The organism is Actinoplanes sichuanensis, from assembly GCF_033097365.1.
GTDB classification, from domain to species: Bacteria; Actinomycetota; Actinomycetes; order Mycobacteriales; family Micromonosporaceae; genus Actinoplanes; species Actinoplanes sichuanensis.
Genome location: NZ_AP028461.1, coordinates 2,917,062 through 2,934,384, shown reverse-complemented (window position 1 = coordinate 2,934,384; position 17,323 = coordinate 2,917,062). Strand labels below are relative to the sequence as shown.

Genomic DNA, 17,323 nt, shown 5'->3' with positions numbered 1-17,323 from the left:
TTCCTTGCGTACGGGGATCGGGCGGGATGATCAGCGCAGCGGTGGGCGCCGGTGCGCCCACGGGGCGATGGCCTCGAACGCGGCAGCCGCGCGCAGGACGGCGATGTCGGCGCCGCGCCGGGCCGCGATCTGCAGGCCCACGGGCAGACCGTCGTGGGTGAACCCGGCCGGCACCGTGATCGCCGGGCATCCGGCGTGGGAGATCGCTTCGGTGAGCCGCTGGTTCTCCATGGCCGGCTCGCGCACGGGCCGGCCGGCGATCGACAGTGGGCCACCGGCCGCGCCCGGGTGCTCGAACGCCGGCAGTGGCGTCGTCGGCCACACCAGCAGGTCGAAGCGGGCGAACACGTCCGCGAACGCCCGGTAGATCTGGGATCTGGTCACCATCTGCACTCGGACGAAGTCGACAGCGCTCATCGAGGCGGCCCGCTCCACCAGCGGTCGCACCGCGTCGGGACAGTCGTCGAGGGTGATGCCGTCCTCCGCCATGAGCGCGAGCTCCAGCAACAGGTGCGGGCCCCACCATCCGACGAAGTAGTCGTATGGGTCGGGCAGGTGAATCGTGACCTCCTCGACCTCGGCGCCGCCCTCGGCGGCCATCACACCCACCGCGGCACGCACCACCCGGTCGGTCTCCGGATCGACCGGGCCGCAGCCCAGATCCGGGCTGTAGGCGACGCGGAGTCCGCGCAGCGTGGCGTCGTGCAGTGCAGCAGACGCCCGTGGCGCCGGGCCGAGGATGCTCACCGCGTCGTGGTCCAGTTCGCCGGCCACCACCTCGAACATCAGGGCGGCGTCCGCGACCGTGCGGGTGATCGGCCCGGTCACCGTCACCGCCTCGTACGCCCCGCTGTCGGGGGTGGCGAACGGGATACGGCCGATGGTCGGCTTGAATCCCACGGCGCCGCACAACGACGCGGGAACGCGGATGGACCCGCCACCGTCGCTGCCCGTCGCCAGCGGTGCGAGCCCGGCGGCCACGGCCGCCGCGGCGCCACCACTGCTGCCGCCGGTGGTTCGGCTCAGGTCCCACGGATTGTTTGTCACGCCGGTCAAGCGGCTCTCCGTGATGCCGTGCATGCCGAACTCGGGCGTCGTGGTCTTGCCCACCAGCACGGCACCCGCCTCGTGCATGCGCTGCCAGATCGGCGCGCTGGTGGCCGGGACATGATCGGCGTACCGGACCGAGCCGAAGGTGGTCCGCACCCCGGCCGTGGCCTCCAGGTCCTTGACCGTGACCGGGATCCCGTGCAGGGCCGGCAGCTCAGCGGCAGCTGTCTGCACGACGCGGCGCTCGGCGTCCTTCGCGGCCGCCATGGCCTGTTCGGCGACGACCGTCACGAAGCAGTTGAGCCGCGACCCGACCCGTTCGATGCGGTCCAGGACCGCGGCGGTCACCTCGACCGGAGAGAGCTGACGGGTACGGATGAGACGCGCCAGGTCGGTGGCCGGGGTGAAACACAGTTCGTCGTCCGAGGTCGGGCCGGTCAATGGGTCCTCCAGATGATGGCGATGAGCCTGGCCGAATCGACAGCACCGGCCGACTCCACCTTTCTGCAACACACGTTATACATCTCATGTTGCATTACGGAAGATCCCTGCTGAGAGCTTTCACCCGGCCGTAACACGACACGAGCGGGGCCGCCAGGACGCGTTCTCCCGGCAACCCCGCTCAACCATCAAGAGGTAAAAGCTTTTAATCCTATTGCAGCGAGACAAAGACGTCAGTCGCGGAAGGCGTGCGGGAGCAGGTGCAACTCCTTGAGGCGGGCGAGCACCAGCAGGCCGATCTGATCCGCGCCGTACTCGGAGAAGTGGGTGTTGTCCCCCTCCTCGTTGTAGAGGTAGATCCGCTTGGACGCCTCCACACCGAGCCCTTCGACGAGGGCGGCGCTGTCGGCGGTCAGGTTGATGTAGGGGGCGGCCTGCTCCCCGGCGACGGCCGCCATCTCCGCCGGCAGGTCCACGCCCAGGCTGTTGATGTGCCACGCCACGCCGTTGAGGTGGCCGGTGCTGTCGAAGCGGCGCCGCACCGGCGGGCTGACCAGCACGGGCCGGGCGCCGGCCGCACGGACCTCGGTGACCATGCGGGCCAGGTTCGCCCGGAAGGCCTCGGCGGTCGTGGTCTTGTCGTTGTGGCCGAACTGCAGCAGCACCACGTCACCACGGCGCACCAGGGGCAGCATGGTGGCCCACAGCTTGCTGTTGGCCAGGAAGGACGTGCTGCTCTCGCCGGAGTCGGCGTAGTTGACCACGGTCACCTGGCGGCGCAGGTGCTGCGGGACGGCCTGGCCCCAGCCGGCGTACGGCGCCCAGTCCTGGTCGCAGACCGTCGAGTCGCCGGCTAGGAACAGCTGCGTGCTGCGGGGGCTCGCCGGTCGTACCGCAATATCCTTGATCTTGGGGTTCGAGCCGGTGAAGGTGAGCGTCAGGCCCGGTGTGCCGTATTCGGTGCGGGTCGGCTGACCCTCCGGCTCGCGCACGTTGACGCTGAACGAGCGCCGGGCGAACCGGCCGGCCTCGGTGGTGACCTCACCGAGGACCATCCGGCGGGCCTCGGCCAGCACCGCCGAGGCGCCGGCCTCGGCGGCGTCACCGAACAGCACCGAGACGTCGTAGTTGCCGGGCTCGACATCGAACTGGCAGACGACCGGCGCCGTCCCGGTGCACTCGCCCGGTATCGGCGCGGCGTGGTGCGCACCCCCGGCCGCGGCCGGACTGGAGATGCCGCAGGCGACGGCGGCGACCGGCAGCAGCACGGCGAGCAAAGGTGATCGTTTCAAGGATTCTCCCCGGATTCGGACCGCGATGTTAAAGCGTTTACATTGATGTCATCGAATCATCGCGATTCGCCGGAGGTCAAGAGACCGGAGAAGCACGAAACCCGCCGCCGAGAGCTCGGCGGCGGGGTCTCGCAGTCACTACTTCTGGACGTAGTGGATCTTCGGTGCCGCCGGGGTGGTCATGCCGGTACCGAGGTAGTAGTCGACCGCGTGGGACTGCAGGTAGCCCTTGAGGGTCATGCCGTTGCGGTAGGACGGGTTCTGGGCCAGCGTGTAGAGCCGGGTGTCGGTGGCCTGGTCGGTGGTGAGGATGACCAGTTGGTCATGTGCCTTGCTGCTCAGCACGACCTCCTCGCGCCAGTCACCGAACAGGTCGCCGATCAGGGCCGGGTTGCGCCCGTAGGCGTCGTAGCCGCCGACCTTCCAGGCGGTGAGGACACGCGGCTGGTGCTGGCTGTCCGCGGGCGACTTCGGGTTCCACTCCTCGATCTTGCCGTCGTTGTAGAGCTCGGCGCCCAGGTCGCCGTCCCACCAGAGCGTGAACGCCGGCCAGGGGCTCTTCTTGGTGTCGTTCACCAGGAGCTTTCCGGTCGGGCCGTTGTAGACGCCGGAGTACGACCAGGTCTCCAGGCCGGGCTTGGCCGGGTCGATGTCGCCGACCAGGCCGCGGCCGACGTCGACGATCCCGCCCTTGTGCTGCCAGATGACCTTGCCGGTGGCCGCGTCGTAGTAGTACTCCAGCAGCCCGCTCTTGTTGAGCTGCTGGATGCCGTAGCCCTCCAGGCCGGGACGGCTCGGGTCGATGTCGGCGATGTACCAGCGGTCGCCGTGGCCGATGCCCTGGTCGTCGAGGGTGTACCGCAGGGTGCCATCGCCGTTGAGCACGAAGCCGATCTCGGCGACCTCGTCCTTGCCGTCGCCGTCCACGTCGATGATGCGGGTGTTGTGACCGTCGGCGGCGTGCACGCCCTCACGCAGCCACTTCCACTGCCTCGTGATCGCGGACCCGTCGAACTTCCAAGCGGTCATCACCAGGTTGAAGTCGCCGTTGCCGACCCGGTTCTTCATGAACGCGACCAGGCTGGGGGTCTTGCCGTCGAGGTAGCCGACACCGAACCGGGCGTACAGCGGCCCGTCGGCGAGATAGTCGTCGGGGACCGGGGCGGTGGCCACCTTCTTACCACTCATCCCGTCCAGGATCGCGATGAACTGGTGCACGTCGTCGGAGTACGAGAAACGGGAGCCGTCGCCGAAGGTGACCCCGTTGGCAATCCGGACCGCGACCTCGGCCTTGCCGTCGCTGTCGAAGTCGAAGACGGTGACGCCGTCCCAGTTGCCGACGTCGATGGTGGACGAGCCGCCCTCGATGTTGTTCTGGTTGGCACTGTTCTTCCCCATGCTCATCGACCAGAGGAAGGTGCCGTCACCCCGGTAGGCCTCGAGGCTCTGCGGGTTGGCCTGCCGGTCGATGAGGTAGTCGTACTCACCGTCGCCGTCGAGGTCACCGGTCCAGACGAACTTGAACGCCGCACCCGCCTTGATCGGGATCTTGACGGCCGGGCCGAACGATCCGGCCGCCAGGGTGTAGGCGGTGCTGGGCGCCTGCTCGGTGCCGCCGGTGACCGCCCTGACCCGGTAGCTGTTGGCCTTGGCCTTGTCAGCGGTGGTGTCGACGAAGTTGGTGCCCTTCGTCAGGACGGCACTGTTGAGCTTGGTGTACGCGCCGCCCGCGGTCGACCGGTAAACGTTGAAGCCAATGGCGGCCGGGTCCAGGGCGAGCAGCCGCCACGAGACCAGGACCTCACCGTTGTTGCGGCGGACCGCCACCACGCCCCGCCCGAGGTTCTCCATGGCCCGGCCCACGGTTGTCGCGGTCGCTGTGGTGGCGGACGTGGCCGCGGAGGAGCCCGGCTTCGCCGCCGAGGTGGCGGTCGCCGACGAGAGACCGCCTCCGTCCGCCGCAGCCTCGGCGCCGGCGGACGCCGCCGGCCCGGGTGACGCGGTGCTCGACTGCTTTCGGCAACCGGTGATCGCCAGGCCCGCGACCAGTACCAGTGACGTGACGGCTGCCGCTCGGCGTACCGATGGGCCTGTCCTGGACATGTGTGTTCCTTCCTCGACGACATATTGCGGTTACGCAAGGTGACTTTTGAGCTCCACCCTCCGCCCCGCCGCGGAGGAGATTAGGGGTCTGCAATCAATACGGTCAACTCACCCGACCCCATTCTTAATGGTTACCAAAAGAACCGGAGAGAGAGATGCGGCGAGCGTTCACCGCATATCGTTTTCCGTGCCATGGCGTTGGAATATCGCGAGTTTTAGCAGTTCAGCAGCATTTTACGGCACTGTGATGTGAGTCACATCAGGAAGATGATATATGCGGTCCGCATTTGACATCGCAGAATTCTGGCCGCCTGTTTGACAGCCGCTCGCGCATATATTTACGCTGGGGCCGCCATAACCGATGACATCACAGCCATATCACGATGAGTAGCATTGCTCTGGGAGGCCGGGACATGAGCAGGCACCGCGACAACGAACGGCAACGGATCACCGCGGCCCAGCGTGGTGACCGGCGCGCTCAGGAAGAGCTCGCGCGCACCTACCTGCCGCTCGTCTACAACGTCGCCGGCCGCGCGCTGAGCTCGCATCAGGACGTCGAGGACGTCGTCCAGGAGACCATGCTCCAGGTGATCCGCGCCCTGCCCGGGTTGCGGCAGCCGGGCAGCATCCGGGCCTGGATCCTGACCATCGCCATGCAGCAGGTCGGCGCGCACCAGCGGCAGGCTGCCGCCGACAGCACCGCCGCCCTGGAAGTCCTCACCGACACCGGCACCGACTTCGAGGAGCTGGCCATCCTTCGCCTGCAACTGTCCGATCAGCGCCGCCAGGTCGCCGAGGCGAGTCGCTGGCTCGACGCCGAGGACCGCAACGTCCTCGCGCTCTGGTGGCAGGAGACCGCCGGGCACCTCGAACGGGCCGAGACCGCGGCCGCCCTGGAGACGACGGCGGCGTACGCGGCGGTGCGCATCCAGCGGATGCGCGCCCAACTCGACCGCGGCCGGTCGCTGGTCGCCGCGCTGGACGCCCGGCCCCGCTGCCCGGAGCTGGTGGACGCCGCCGCCGGCTGGGACGGGCGGCCCAGCCCGCTGTGGCGCAAACGGCTCGACCGGCACGTGCGCGAGTGCGACCTGTGCCTGAGCAACTCCCGTGAGGAGGTCGCGGTCGAGCGGCTGCTGGTCGGCTGTGGCCTGGTGCCGGTGCCGGCGGCCCTGACGACCGCGGTGCTGGGCAAGATCTCGGCGACCGGTGGGGCGGCCACGGCTCCCCGGCCGAACCTGACCTCCGCGTTGCGGGCCAAACCGCTCGCGGCCGCGGCGACGGCCGCTGTGGTGGCGATCGGTGGTGCTCTGGCCTACGCCGCAGCGTCCGGGTCCGATCAGCCACGACCCACCGACCGTGTCGTCGCCGCCGCGACCAGCCTCGCACCATCGCCCAGCATCGCGGCGTCGCCCAGCCCGGTGGCCTCGCCCTCGGCGTCGAAAGCCGACGCCGCCCCGGCGAAGACCAGCAAGGCCGCCGCGGCACCGGCCACCGGTGGCTGCGGCAAGCAGCTGGCGAAGATCTGGGCGAGCTGGCCGATGCCGGACAAGGGCAGATACACCAACCTCAGCGACGGTACGGTCCGCGACAACACCACCTGCCTGGTGTGGCAGCGTACCCACGCCCCGGGCACCTACACGTTCACCGCGGCGAAGCAGTACTGCGCCGGCCTCGAGCTGGACGGCGGCGGCTGGCACCTGCCCAGCCGCGTCGAGCTGACGTCGATCGTCGACTACCGCGCCGACAACCCGGCCGTCGACACCGGCACCTTCGCCGGTACCCCGCCCCGCTTCTTCTGGACCTCGTCGCCGTGGGCGGTCACCAAGACGCCGCTGCGTGCCTGGATCATCAACTTCTACGAGGGCCTGGCCAGCAACGCCGCCGAGCAGACCGGCAAGTACCACGTACGCTGCGCCCGGACCGCCGAAGGGTCGGGCCGCCCCGCCTACAAGATCTCCGGCGGCCAGGTCACCGACCCGGCGACCGGCTTGACCTGGCAGCGGGCCAGCGCCGGTGAGATGCCGGCCGCGGATGCCGCCGGCTACTGCGCCGGCCTGACCCTCGGCGGCCACGACTGGCGCCTGCCCACCCTCAAGGAGCTCGCCACCACCGTCGACGAGACCCGGGTCTCCCCCGCCATCGACGTGGCGGCGTTCCCGGACACCCCGAAGACCGCCCGGTACTGGTCGTCCACCGTTGCCGAGCCCCGCCCCGCCGACCGCTGGATGCTGGGCTACAACGACGGTGTCACCACCTACAAGCCGTACGAGACCGGCAACGTGCGATGCGTGCGCTGACGGTGTCAGCTCCCCTCGATCCGGAGAACGCGTACGTCCCACGCCCCCAGCTCCAGGACGGCGCCCTCGTCGAGGCTCCGGCCCGAGGACAGGTCCACGACGGCGGCCGGCAGCGTGAAGGTGCTCTCCCGGAACGACCAGTTGTGCACGAACCGAAGCCGGGAGCCGTCCCGGCCGGTCGCGCCGGTGACCGTCTGGGTGTCGCTCTGCGGCTGCCAGCGCCGGTGACCGGCGGCCGGCACCGCCCAGGCGAGGACCGCCCCGGCCAGCGACGGGTCGGGCACCGTACCGACGTAGGTGACCCGTCCCGCGCCGTGCGCCCGCGTGGTGACGGCCGGCCAGCGCCCGAAGTGCGGATGGGCGTACTCGGCCAGGATATCGGCGCCGTCCACCGTCACGCCGTCGATCCAGCCGGTGGCCCGGGCCCCGTCCGGGACGGTCAGCGGACCGCCGGTGGTGGCACGGACCGGGATGGGCACGTCGATGGTGCTGAACTCGTCGTACCAGATGCCGGCGGGCTCGGTCAGGAACGCCGGCTTGCGTTCCAGCCGGGCACGGGCCTCGTGGTCCTCGTACCCGGTGCGGATGCCCAGGACCAGATGCCCACCCGCGGCGGCATAGCGGCCGAGCCACCGCAGCTGCTCGTCGGTGGCGATGAGGAACCCCGCGGCGACCAGCACCGGGTGGCGGGCGGCACCGTCGGCCGGGTCGGTCCCGAACAGCTGCGACGGATGCACGATCCGGGACTGCAGCGCCGTGTCGAAGGCGCCACGGTGGAACGACTCGAAGATCTTCTGGTACGAGCGGTGATCGGGCTCGCCGTTCTCCTGGTGCAGCGCCGGGGTGTGCTCCAGCGACCATCGGGTGTCGTTGGACCACAGCATCGTCACGTCGGCGTCCGGGGTGAGTCCCGCGACCGCGGCGCCGGCCCGTTCGATCTCGGCGCCCAGGGCCGCGAGCTCCCGGTAGGTACGCCCGGGTTCGAGGCTGTGCGGCAGGATGCCACCCCAGTAGGTCTCGGCGCCGTAGGGCAGCGTGTGCCAGTGCCAGTACTCGATCATCGAGGCACCGCGGGAGATCAGCGCCCAGGCCGCCTGGCGCCACTGGCCGTCGTAGGCGGGCTCGTTGAGCCACGGGAAGCTGATGGCCTGGGCGTTGGTCTCGGTGACCAGGAACGGCTCCTGGCGCGAGGAGTACATCCGGTCGGCGGACTGGTAGACGGCCCACACCCCGGACGAGGTCCAGCTCTGCTCGACACGGTCGGCGCCGGGCAGGGTGAGGTGGTCCTGCATGCGGTAGTACGGGTTGCCCGCGGTGACGTCCAGCCCGGCGGTGACCGCGTCGTCCTCGACGGTCGGGCGCTCGTAGGCCAGGCAGGTGGTCACGAACTGGTCCGGACGGGCGTACTCCCGCACGATGCGGGCCTGCCAGCCGATGAAGTCGGTGGTCAGCTGGGCCTGGAAGCGCCGCCACGCCAGGGTGTACTGAGGTTGGGCGTTGTTGTCGGGGGTCCACAGGTCGGCCCATCGCGACAGCCGGTGCGACCAGTACGTCAGTCCCCATTCCTGGTTGATCCGCTCGACCGTGCCGTAGTGCTTGCGCAGGTGGTCGACGAAGCGCTGGAAGACCGCGTGGTTGTGCAGGATCACGTTGCCGGGCTCGTTGTCGACCTGGAAACCGATCACGGCCGGGTGTGCCGCGTACCGGTCCACGATCCGGCGGATGACGCGCTCGGCGTGAAAAAGGAACGCCGGGTGGGTGTACTGGATCTCCTGCCGGGCACCCCAGCCCATCGGGCGACCGGTCGCGGCCTCCCCGTTGATCTCCGGGTGGAGCCGGGCCAGCCACGGCGGGACGGCGTACGTCGGAGTCCCGAGGACGACACCGATACCGCGCTGGTGGGCGCCGTCGAGGACCGGTTGCAGCCAGTCCAGGTCGAACACGCCGTCATCGGGCTCCCAGGTCGACCAGACCGACTCGCCGACCCGGATCACGCTGAACCGGGCCTCCCGCATCAGGTCCAGGTCGATCTCCAGCCGCGGGCCGCGGTGGTACTCGTGGTAGTAGGCGGCGCCGAAAAGCACGCGGTCGAACATCGGGGTCACCATTCCGTGAAGGATCCGTCGGCACGGCGCCAGACGGGGTTGCGCCAGCGGTGGCCGATCGCCGCCATCCGGATCACCGCCTCCTCGTCGATCTCGATGCCCAGACCCGGCCGGTCGGTACGTTCAGCATGCCCGCCCACGAATCGGAACGGACCCGGATCGATCAGGTAGTCGAGCAGCTCGCCGCCCTGGTGGTAGTGGATGCCGACGCTCTGCTCCTGGATGAGGAAGTTCGGAATGGCGAACGCGAGCTGGAGGCTGGCGGCGAGAGCGATCGGGCCGAGGGGGCAGTGCGGGGCCATGGTGACGTCGTACGTCTCGGCCATGGCCGCGATCCGGCGCACCTCGGAGATGCCGCCGGCGTGGCTGACGTCCGGCTGGGCGACGGCCAGGCCGCTGCCGAGCACGTCCCGGAAGTCGTGCCGGGAGTACAGGCGCTCGCCGGTGGCCAGCGGAATGGACGTGGCCTGCGCCAGCGACTCGATGTTGGCGGTGTGCTCGGGTAGCACGGGTTCCTCGACGAACAGCGGCAGGTACGGCTCCAGCAGCGGCAGCAGGCGCCGGGCCATCGCGGTGGAGGCCCGGCCGTGCAGGTCGACGACCAGGTCGTGGTCCGGCCCGATCGCCTCGCGGACGGCCGCGACCCGGGCGACCACCTGATGGGTGTTCGCCGGTGTCTCGATCGGGCCGAGCTCGGCGGAGCCGTTCATCTTGACCGCGGTGAAACCGGCCTCGATCTGGGCCCGGGCCAGGTCGGCGACCTCGGCGGGGCGGTCACCGCCGATCCAGGCGTACATCCGGGCCCGGTCGCGGACCGGGCCACCGAGCAGCGCGTGCACCGGCCGCTGGTAGGTCTTGCCGGCGATGTCCCACAGTGCCTGGTCGATGCCGGCGACCGCGCTGGACAGCACTGGGCCGCCGCGGTAGAAGCCGCCTTTGGTGAGAACCTGCCAGTGGTCCTCGATGCGCAGCGGGTCCTCACCGACGAGGTAGTCGGCGAGTTCCGCGACGGCGGCCCGGACGGTGTCGGCGCGTCCCTCCACGACCGGTTCGCCCCAGCCGGTGATGCCCTCGTCGGTCTGGATGCGCAGGAACAACCAGCGGGGCGGGACGACGAAGGTTTCCAACGAAATGATCTTCACGGGAGGGCCAATCAGGAGGAGGAGGTGGAGATGCTCCAGCCGCCGTCGACGACGAGACCGGTGCCGGTGATGAAGGAGGCCTCGGCGGAGGCCAGGAAGGCGACGGCAGCGGCGACCTCGTCCGGGTCGCCGAGCCGGCCGGCCGGGGTCGCGGCCACCGAGGCCGCCCGCCCGTCCTCGCCGATGCCGTCCCAGGCCGCGGTGAGGATCGGGCCGGGGATGACGGCGTTCACCCGCACTTCGGGGGCGTAGTCGACGGCCAGCTGGCGGGTCAGTGACAGCAGCGCGCCCTTCGTCGCGGCGTAGGCGGCGCACCCCGCGACGCCGGTGTTCGCGTGCACCGACGAGGTGAGCACGAGAGCGCCGCGGTGCTCGGCCAGCAGCGGGCAGAACAGCCGGGCGGCGTGGTAGGCGCTGGTCAGCGAGACCCCGATCTGCCGGTCCCACTCGTCCTGGCGCAGTTCGTGGATCGGCACGGTGGGCACGACGCGGCCGGGCCCGTTGGCGTGCAGCACGTCGACGCGGCCGTACCGGCCGGTCACCTCGGCGGCCAGCCGTTCCCAGTCCGCACCACGGGCGACGTCGACATGCAGGTACGTCGCGGCGTCGCCGATCTTCTCGGCGAGGGCGGTGCCCTCCTCGTCGGCGACGTCGGCGAGCACGACCCGGGCGCCCTCGGCGGCGAGCCGGCGGGCGGTGGCCGCGCCGATACCCGCGGCGGCTCCGGTGACGATCGCGACGCGACCGGTGAATCGGCTGGTCATTGTGGTACACCCCCGGTGGTGAAGGCTTCGTTGATCTCGGCCTGCAGGGCCACGTCACTCCACATCGGGTGGTGCGGGGCCGCGTTGGAGCAGACCACGGTTCCCCACGCGCCCGCCTGCCGGGCCAGGCCCGTGGCGTCCCGGCAGATCTGCGTGCCGACCGGGCCCTCCTCGAAGCCGGCCCGCAGCGGGGTGTAGCCGACCCAGCCCTCGCCAAAGACCAGGGGCACGTCGTGGGCGGCGGCCCAGTCGGCGGCCACGTCGATCCACGTCGACAGGGTCCGCGCCATGCCGTAGCGGTAGTGGGCGTACCGGTCGTAGAGCCAGCGGTCCCAGCGGTCCGGGTCGCACCAGTCGTGCACGTACACCTCGCGGGCGCTGATCTGGGTGGCATCGATGCGCCAGCGCTGCGCGGGGTCGGGAAGCCAGTCCTCCAGGGCGGGCGCGCCGTCGAGCAGCAGGTGTTCGTGTACCTGATCCTGCGGGAACGGCCGGGTGGCGTCACGCAGGGCGAAGGTGTCGATCAGCGCGTCGAGGACGCCGTACACGTACGGGTGGAAGACCGCGACGTCGGCGTTGCGTGGCAGCCCGCGCATCTCGCCGACCGGCACCCAGGCGTAGTTCGCGGTGCACAACTGGGCCGGGTGGCGGCCCTTGAAGCGGCCGATACCGGCTTCGAGCAGGGGCCCCAGGCCGAGGACGGCAGACTCCCCCGGTGCGAGGGCCTCGGTGAGGCGGCCGAACTGCACCTCGTTGTGCAGCTCGACGAACGCGATCCGGTCGTCGAGCCCGTTCTCGGTGAGCAGGTCGACGCAGCCGGCCAGGGCGTCGGCGAGCGCGTCGATGCGGTGGCGCGGCGGCACCGCGGACAGGGCGCGGTACCACGAGTCGTCGCTGAGGAAGCTGGCACTCTGCTGGTACTCCCAGCTGGAGAGGATGACGTGGCAGTCGTGCCGGCGGGCGGCGCGGAACAGGCTCAGCAGATGCTCACGGCCGTCGATCGTGGTGCTCGCGCTCAGGTCGTACCACCGGGTCCCCTGCCCGAAGCCGGCGCCGAAGCCGGTGAAGGTGAGCGCGGTGGTGTCCAGTCCGGAGCCGAACAGCAGGTACGGCATGGCGCAGATCCGCACGGTGTTGTAGCCGCGGTCGACGGCCTCGGCGAAGGCGGTGTCGAGATCGGCGAACGGCTCGCCCGGGCCGGTCCGGGTGTACCAGCTGAAGTCCCACAGGCTGATGGTGAGCGACGACGGTAGATGGTCGGGGACGGGCATCGGTTCTCCTCGGCGGGACAGCGGCGGCCGCTGGGGCGGGGGATGCGAGCAGCATGCGCGCGGGCTTCCCCCAGTGTCAACAAAAAGTAATATTAGTTGCTGCTTTGATAGGCTTAAAGGAGGAGCGGATGTGAATTGACCGTCCGGGATATGACATGATTCCGCCATGAGCGACCACCCTCGATCCAGTGCGCACGACCGCCTCGTGACCAGCCTGGGCACCTCGATCGTCACCGGTGAGCTGCCGCCCGACGCCGACGTCGACCCGGTGGCGCTGGAATCCCGGTTCGGCGTCAGCCGCACCGCGGTCCGCGAAGCGCTGAGGGTGCTGTCCGCCAAAGGACTCGTCGGGGCCCGTCCGCGCCGCGGCACGTTCGTCGCACCGCGCGAGCAGTGGGCGCTGCTGGACCCCGACGTGCTGCGCTGGCGCTTCGCCGACCGGGTCGACGCCGTGTTCCTCGACGAGCTCGGCGAGGTCCGGCTGACCATCGAGCCGACCGCCGCCCGGCTGGCCGCCACCCGCCGCACCGACCGCGACCTGGCTGACCTCGAGGACGCCCTGGCCGCCATGCGCGCCGCCGGCGAGAAGGACGCCGACGAACAGGTCGCCGCCGACCTCGCCTTCCACGACGCCCTGCTGCGCGCCGCCCACAACGAGCTGCTGCTGCAGATGTCCGTGGTCATCGAGGTCGGCCTGCGCCTGCGCGACCAGTTCGTGCACGGCACCCTCACCACCGAATCAGCCGACAAACACGCCGAGGTCCTCCTGGCCGTGCGCAAACAACGCCCGAAAGCGGCCGAGACCGCCATGCGCACCCTGATCGAGAAATCGATCGCCGACGTGGAGATCGCCAAGAAGGCCCTCTAACGGCGCACGTCCTGGCCGTCGAAGGACAGCAGCTCGGCGCGGGTGGCGAGCCCTTCCCAGTCACCCGCCGTCGATGCGGCGAACGCGCCGCAGACCGCTGCCCGGTGCAGCCGCTGCGCGGGCGCGAGACCGTCCAGCACCCCGGACAGGTAGCCCGCCACGAAGGCGTCACCCGCGCCGACCGGATCGACCTGGGTGACCGGGACCGCGGCCGTCTCGACGGTAGCGTCCGCGGTCACCACGGCCGCGCCGGCGGCACCCCGTTTGAGCACCGCCTCGCCCGGCCCCAGCTTGCGCAGGGCGGACCCGAGATCGTCGCGGGCTCCGGTGATCAGCTCGGCCTCGTCGGCACCGGCGAAGACCAGGTCCGCCCGCCCGGCCAGTTCCCGCAGCACCGGGCCGGCCCGGTCGGGCGCCCAGAGCCGGGACCGGTAGTTGACGTCGAAGCTGACCGTCACCCCGGCCCGCCGGGCCCGCCCGATCGCCTCGTGCACCGCGGCCCGGGCGCTGTCGCCCAATGCCGGGGTGATGCCGGTGACGTGCAGGATCCGCGCCGACTCGATCGTCCCGTCCGGCAGTTGCTCCGGCCCGAGGCGGCTACCGGCCAGGCCGTCGCGGTAGTAGTCGACGACCACCCGGTCGGCGGTGCGCTGATGGCGCAGCAGCAGGCCGGTGGCCCGGTCCGGGTCACGGGTCACGGCGGTGACGTCCACACCCGCCCCGCGCAGGCCGTCCACGACGAGATCGCCGCCGGTGTCCGTGCCCAGCCTACCGAGCCAGGTCGCGGAGTGGCCGAGCCGGCACACGCCGATGGCGACCGTCGCCTCGGCCCCGGCGAAGGAGAGAACCGCCGGCGATCCCGGGACCGGCCGGCCCGGCACACCGCCGCGGACCACGAGCATCGCCTCGCCGAGCGTCACCAGGTCAGGCATGGATGAGCTCCGTCAGCCGGTCGATGAGCTCCCGGGCACGCCGGGCGAGGGCCGTCAGGTCCCCGTCGTCGTCCGCGGCGTCGCCGATCAGTGGCCCGCCCAAGGCGACCGCGCGGGCCCCGGCCCGCAGATAGTCGGCCGCCCGGTCGACGGCAACCCCGCCGGTCGGCACCAGCGGGATGTCCGGCAGCGGGCCGCGGACGGCCCGCAGATAGGCCGGACCGCCCATGGCGTCCGCCGGGAAGACCTTCACCAGGTGGGCGCCCCCGGTGTGGGCGGCAATGATCTCGGTGGGTGTCAGCGCACCACACACCACCGGTACGCCCAGATCACCGGCCTGGTCGAGCACGGCCGGGAGCACCGCCGGGGTGATCAGGAACGACGCTCCCGCCCGGTACGCGTCCGTCGCACCGGCGGCGTCCAGAACCGTTCCCGCGCCCAGGGCGATCCCGGCGGGCAGTGAGCCGGCCAGCGCGGTGATCGCGTCCAGCGCACCGGGGGTGGTCAGGGTCAGCTCGACCGCTGTGAGCCCCGCTTCGGCAAGGGTCTCGACGACCGCCGGGACCCGGTCCGACGAGCGGGCCCGGATGATCGCGATCGCCGGGCAGCGGCCCAGTGCCTCGTCCAGGGTGGTCATCGCGGATCGGCCAGGACAGTGCGCGGCTGGCGGGCGAACTCGATGTGCCGGATGTCGAGCAGGCCCCCAGCCGGATATGCGCCCGGGCGCACCTGCGGTGAGACGAAGATGGGCGCGTCTTCGGCCAGCGGCAGCAGCCGCAGTTCGATGCCGTGGGTGACGGCCTCCTTGCGGATGCGGCGCAGCCCGATCTCCCACACCGGCCCGTACCAGAACTGGTCGGCGACCAGCCGGCCGTCCACGTAGGCCCGGCCCACGTCTCCGGTCCAGTGGATCCGCAGCAGGACCTCGTCACCGGTGTCGGCGAAGACGTCGTCGGGGACCGGCACGTGCAGCACGGCCGCCTGCTCGAAGTCGGCGTCCTGGGGTGCGGAGGCGCGCCCGGTCGCGGCGTCCAGCACCGGTCGCCGGGCCGGGCCGGCCGCGCGCACCCGGGTGACCGCCGCCGGCACCGGCTCGACGTCCGCGACCGGCGGCTCGTGCACGCTGAACACGCCTTGTCGGGGGTGGCCGCTGACCGCCGGGTGGACCAGCACCGGCGCCGGCGGGCCGTAGACGACGGCTGTGCCCTCGTCGAGGACGACCGGGGCGGCGCTGATCACCAGCCGGTCGGCTCCCCACAGCCGGCCCCGGGTGGCGTGCAGCGCGGACGTCTCGTCCAGCAGCAGGATCGCGGCCTGGCTGCCGTCGGCCGCGGTGATCCGCAGCAGGGCGCCCGGGCCGGGCTCGATGCCGCTGACGACGATCTGCTCGGTCTCGTACGAGACGGCGGCCGGGCCTTCCACGGCGGCGGCCGTTCCGGCGTCGAGGACCAGCTCGACCGGGAGGCCGGCGGTCGCGCCGAGGACCGCGGTGGGCACCCCGCCGACGGTCAGGTCGCACAGTGGCTGCGCCGTGGCGCTCACCAACGTCACCGCACCGACACGCTGATTCAGGGGCCAGGCGAAGTACGCACCGGAACCGATGGTGACCGGCCGGCGCGGCACGGTGATCTCCCGGCCGGCGAGCCGGACGGTGAACTGCACGCCGGGATGCTCCGGCAGGCTCTCGACGGGCTGATGGTTGTTGACGAACAGATAGCCGCTGTCGCCGTCGGAGCGCACCGCCCAGCGCAGGGTCTCCCGGTCCGCGGTGTCGCCGGGCGCGTCGCCGGGCAGGTGCAGGGTCATCGGCGCGAGGCGGGCGCCGTGGTCGGCGAGCCAGAGGTTCTGCCGGCGCAGCGCGTACCACGACGGCCGGAACTGGCCGGCGTCACCGAGCGGCGCCTGGAAGTCGTAGTTGATCACCGGGCAGTCGTTGGGATAGCCGGTGGCGTGCGACTCCTGCAGGGTCGACCGCGCACCGACCTTCTGCGAGGCGCCGTGGTAGAGGTAGTAGCCCTGCATCGAGGAGCCGCTGCCGATCTTCACCAGACCCAGGGCGGCGATGTCGTCGGCCGCCACGATTGGCCGCCGGTGGTAGGACGTGTACATGCCGCCGCCCAGCTCGCACGTCGCGAACGGGTAGCGGGCGAGGTGGGACTCGTCGGTCGTACCGCCGCCGGTGTGGTCCTCGTCCTTGCGCAGGTCGGCGCCGATGGAGTCGTCGTCGCGGCCCGGCCCGAAGAAATAGTGCGCGCGGCTCTGCTGCGGCCACCCGTCGTGGGCGTCGTCCCAGGCCGCCTCGGAGTAGCCGCCGAAGACCGGCAGGAGCTCGTCGGCGGGTAGCTGGGCGTGCCCCCAGCCGGTGGCGGTCCACAGCGGCGCGTCCAGGCCCGCCTCGCGGACCATCCGCTTGAGGGTGAGCAGGTGCCCGGGCTGGTCGTAGAGCTCGTTCTCGACCTGGACGGCGATGATCGGGCCGCCCTCGGCCCGGGTCAGGCCGCGCAGCTGCTCGGCGATCTGATCGAGGAAGGGCCGCACGATCGCCAGGTAACCGGGGTCGTCGGTGCGGGTGCGGACCGGCTCGGCGAGCAGCCAGTCGGGGAAGCCTCCGTTGCGGGACTCGCCGTGCGCCCACGGGCCGACCCGGGCCACCACGTCGAGGCCGGCCCCGGCGCAGGCCTGCACGAAGGACCGCAGGTCACGGTCGCCGGACCAGTCGTAGTGGCCGCGTTCCTCCTCGTGCAGGTTCCAGAAGACGTACGTGGCGACCGCGGTGATCCCGCCGGCCCGGATCTTGCGCAGTTCCTCGGCCCACTCGGCCGCCGGATAGCGGCTGAAGTGGAACTCGCCCATGACCGGTAGCCAGGGACGGCCGGCCCTGGTCAGGTAACGGGAGGTCACCGTGATGGCGTCGAGGTGATGCTCGGGGTCGCCCATCGCGACGTGGCCGGCCAGTGGGGGTTCGATCTCCGGCGGGACTTCCAGATGCGGCATGCCGGTGGCTCCTTCGCTCGATGGAGGAAGCGGAGTTGTCATTTTTTTACGGGGTGGGCATTGA

12 protein-coding genes are annotated in these 17,323 nt (G+C 71.1%); 2 read left to right on the top strand and 10 right to left on the bottom strand.

Going from position 1 to position 17,323, the window contains the following annotated elements:
- Positions 1 to 30: 30 nt before the first annotated feature.
- The 3 genes from Q0Z83_RS13020 to Q0Z83_RS13010 all read right to left on the bottom strand — a co-directional run bounded on the left by Q0Z83_RS13020 (position 31) and on the right by Q0Z83_RS13010 (position 4,886).
- Positions 31 to 1,491 (bottom strand): amidase, encoded by a 1,461-nt coding sequence (locus tag Q0Z83_RS13020; protein WP_317794145.1) that lies wholly within the window; start codon positions 1,489 to 1,491, stop codon positions 31 to 33.
- 233 nt (positions 1,492 to 1,724) lie between these two features.
- Positions 1,725 to 2,783: a rhamnogalacturonan acetylesterase gene (locus tag Q0Z83_RS13015; RefSeq protein WP_317794144.1), complete on the bottom strand. Its 1,059-nt coding sequence runs from the start codon at positions 2,781 to 2,783 to the stop codon at positions 1,725 to 1,727.
- A gap of 138 nt (positions 2,784 to 2,921) precedes the next feature.
- Complete coding sequence (locus tag Q0Z83_RS13010) at positions 2,922 to 4,886, bottom strand: rhamnogalacturonan lyase family protein (protein WP_317794143.1); 1,965 nt, start codon at positions 4,884 to 4,886, stop codon at positions 2,922 to 2,924.
- Positions 4,887 to 5,299: 413 nt separating this feature from the next.
- Between Q0Z83_RS13010 and Q0Z83_RS13005 the strand changes: the two genes are divergently transcribed.
- A complete protein-coding gene (locus tag Q0Z83_RS13005) occupies positions 5,300 to 7,183 on the top strand; it encodes a sigma-70 family RNA polymerase sigma factor (RefSeq protein WP_317794142.1) in 1,884 nt (627 codons plus the stop codon).
- 5 nt (positions 7,184 to 7,188) lie between these two features.
- Here Q0Z83_RS13005 and Q0Z83_RS13000 read toward each other — a convergent pair whose 3' ends face one another.
- Genes Q0Z83_RS13000 through Q0Z83_RS12985 form a run of 4 tightly spaced genes read right to left on the bottom strand, consistent with a single transcriptional unit; the run spans position 7,189 to position 12,465 of the window.
- Positions 7,189 to 9,279, bottom strand: a complete 2,091-nt coding sequence (locus tag Q0Z83_RS13000; RefSeq protein WP_317794141.1) for a beta-galactosidase — start codon at positions 9,277 to 9,279, stop codon at positions 7,189 to 7,191.
- Positions 9,280 to 9,284: 5 nt separating this feature from the next.
- On the bottom strand, positions 9,285 to 10,415 hold the full coding sequence (gene dgoD / locus Q0Z83_RS12995) for a galactonate dehydratase (RefSeq protein WP_317794140.1): 1,131 nt from the start codon (positions 10,413 to 10,415) through the stop codon (positions 9,285 to 9,287).
- Positions 10,416 to 10,441: 26 nt separating this feature from the next.
- Positions 10,442 to 11,194, bottom strand: a complete 753-nt coding sequence (locus Q0Z83_RS12990) for an SDR family oxidoreductase (RefSeq protein WP_317794139.1) — start codon at positions 11,192 to 11,194, stop codon at positions 10,442 to 10,444.
- Positions 11,191 to 12,465, bottom strand: a complete 1,275-nt coding sequence (locus tag Q0Z83_RS12985; protein ID WP_317794138.1) for a cellulase-like family protein — start codon at positions 12,463 to 12,465, stop codon at positions 11,191 to 11,193. The genes Q0Z83_RS12990 and Q0Z83_RS12985 overlap by 4 nt, the downstream gene beginning before the upstream one ends.
- Before the next feature lie 166 nt (positions 12,466 to 12,631).
- Between Q0Z83_RS12985 and Q0Z83_RS12980 the strand changes: the two genes are divergently transcribed.
- Positions 12,632 to 13,333, top strand: coding sequence for a FadR/GntR family transcriptional regulator (locus Q0Z83_RS12980; protein WP_317794137.1), 702 nt, complete (start codon positions 12,632 to 12,634; stop codon positions 13,331 to 13,333).
- Here Q0Z83_RS12980 and Q0Z83_RS12975 read toward each other — a convergent pair.
- Genes Q0Z83_RS12975 through Q0Z83_RS12965 form a run of 3 tightly spaced genes read right to left on the bottom strand, consistent with a single transcriptional unit; the run spans position 13,330 to position 17,259 of the window.
- Positions 13,330 to 14,265 carry a sugar kinase gene (locus tag Q0Z83_RS12975; RefSeq protein WP_317794136.1) on the bottom strand — a complete coding sequence of 312 codons (936 nt, stop codon included), beginning with the start codon at positions 14,263 to 14,265 and terminating at the stop codon, positions 13,330 to 13,332. The two genes, Q0Z83_RS12980 and Q0Z83_RS12975, sit on opposite strands and share 4 nt — an antisense overlap.
- Positions 14,258 to 14,902: a bifunctional 4-hydroxy-2-oxoglutarate aldolase/2-dehydro-3-deoxy-phosphogluconate aldolase gene (locus tag Q0Z83_RS12970; RefSeq protein ID WP_317794135.1), complete on the bottom strand. Its 645-nt coding sequence runs from the start codon at positions 14,900 to 14,902 to the stop codon at positions 14,258 to 14,260. Before Q0Z83_RS12970 ends, Q0Z83_RS12975 begins: the two co-directional genes overlap by 8 nt.
- Positions 14,899 to 17,259, bottom strand: a complete 2,361-nt coding sequence (locus tag Q0Z83_RS12965) for a beta-galactosidase (RefSeq protein WP_317794134.1) — start codon at positions 17,257 to 17,259, stop codon at positions 14,899 to 14,901. Before Q0Z83_RS12965 ends, Q0Z83_RS12970 begins: the two co-directional genes overlap by 4 nt.
- Between the last annotated feature and the right edge of the window lie 64 nt (positions 17,260 to 17,323).

Excerpts from the sequence above, each read along its gene's own strand:
- Q0Z83_RS13010 (WP_317794143.1), bottom strand. The coding sequence starts at position 4,886 with ATGTCCAGGACAGGCCCATCGGTACGCCGAGCGGCAGCCGTCACGTCA.
- Q0Z83_RS13005 (WP_317794142.1), top strand. The coding sequence starts at position 5,300 with ATGAGCAGGCACCGCGACAACGAACGGCAACGGATCACCGCGGCCCAG.
- Q0Z83_RS13000 (WP_317794141.1), bottom strand. The coding sequence starts at position 9,279 with ATGTTCGACCGCGTGCTTTTCGGCGCCGCCTACTACCACGAGTACCAC.
- Q0Z83_RS12990 (WP_317794139.1), bottom strand. The coding sequence starts at position 11,194 with ATGACCAGCCGATTCACCGGTCGCGTCGCGATCGTCACCGGAGCCGCC.
- Q0Z83_RS12985 (WP_317794138.1), bottom strand. The coding sequence starts at position 12,465 with ATGCCCGTCCCCGACCATCTACCGTCGTCGCTCACCATCAGCCTGTGG.
- Q0Z83_RS12980 (WP_317794137.1), top strand. The coding sequence starts at position 12,632 with ATGAGCGACCACCCTCGATCCAGTGCGCACGACCGCCTCGTGACCAGC.
- Q0Z83_RS12975 (WP_317794136.1), bottom strand. The coding sequence starts at position 14,265 with ATGCCTGACCTGGTGACGCTCGGCGAGGCGATGCTCGTGGTCCGCGGC.
- Q0Z83_RS12970 (WP_317794135.1), bottom strand. The coding sequence starts at position 14,902 with ATGACCACCCTGGACGAGGCACTGGGCCGCTGCCCGGCGATCGCGATC.
- Q0Z83_RS12965 (WP_317794134.1), bottom strand. The coding sequence starts at position 17,259 with ATGCCGCATCTGGAAGTCCCGCCGGAGATCGAACCCCCACTGGCCGGC.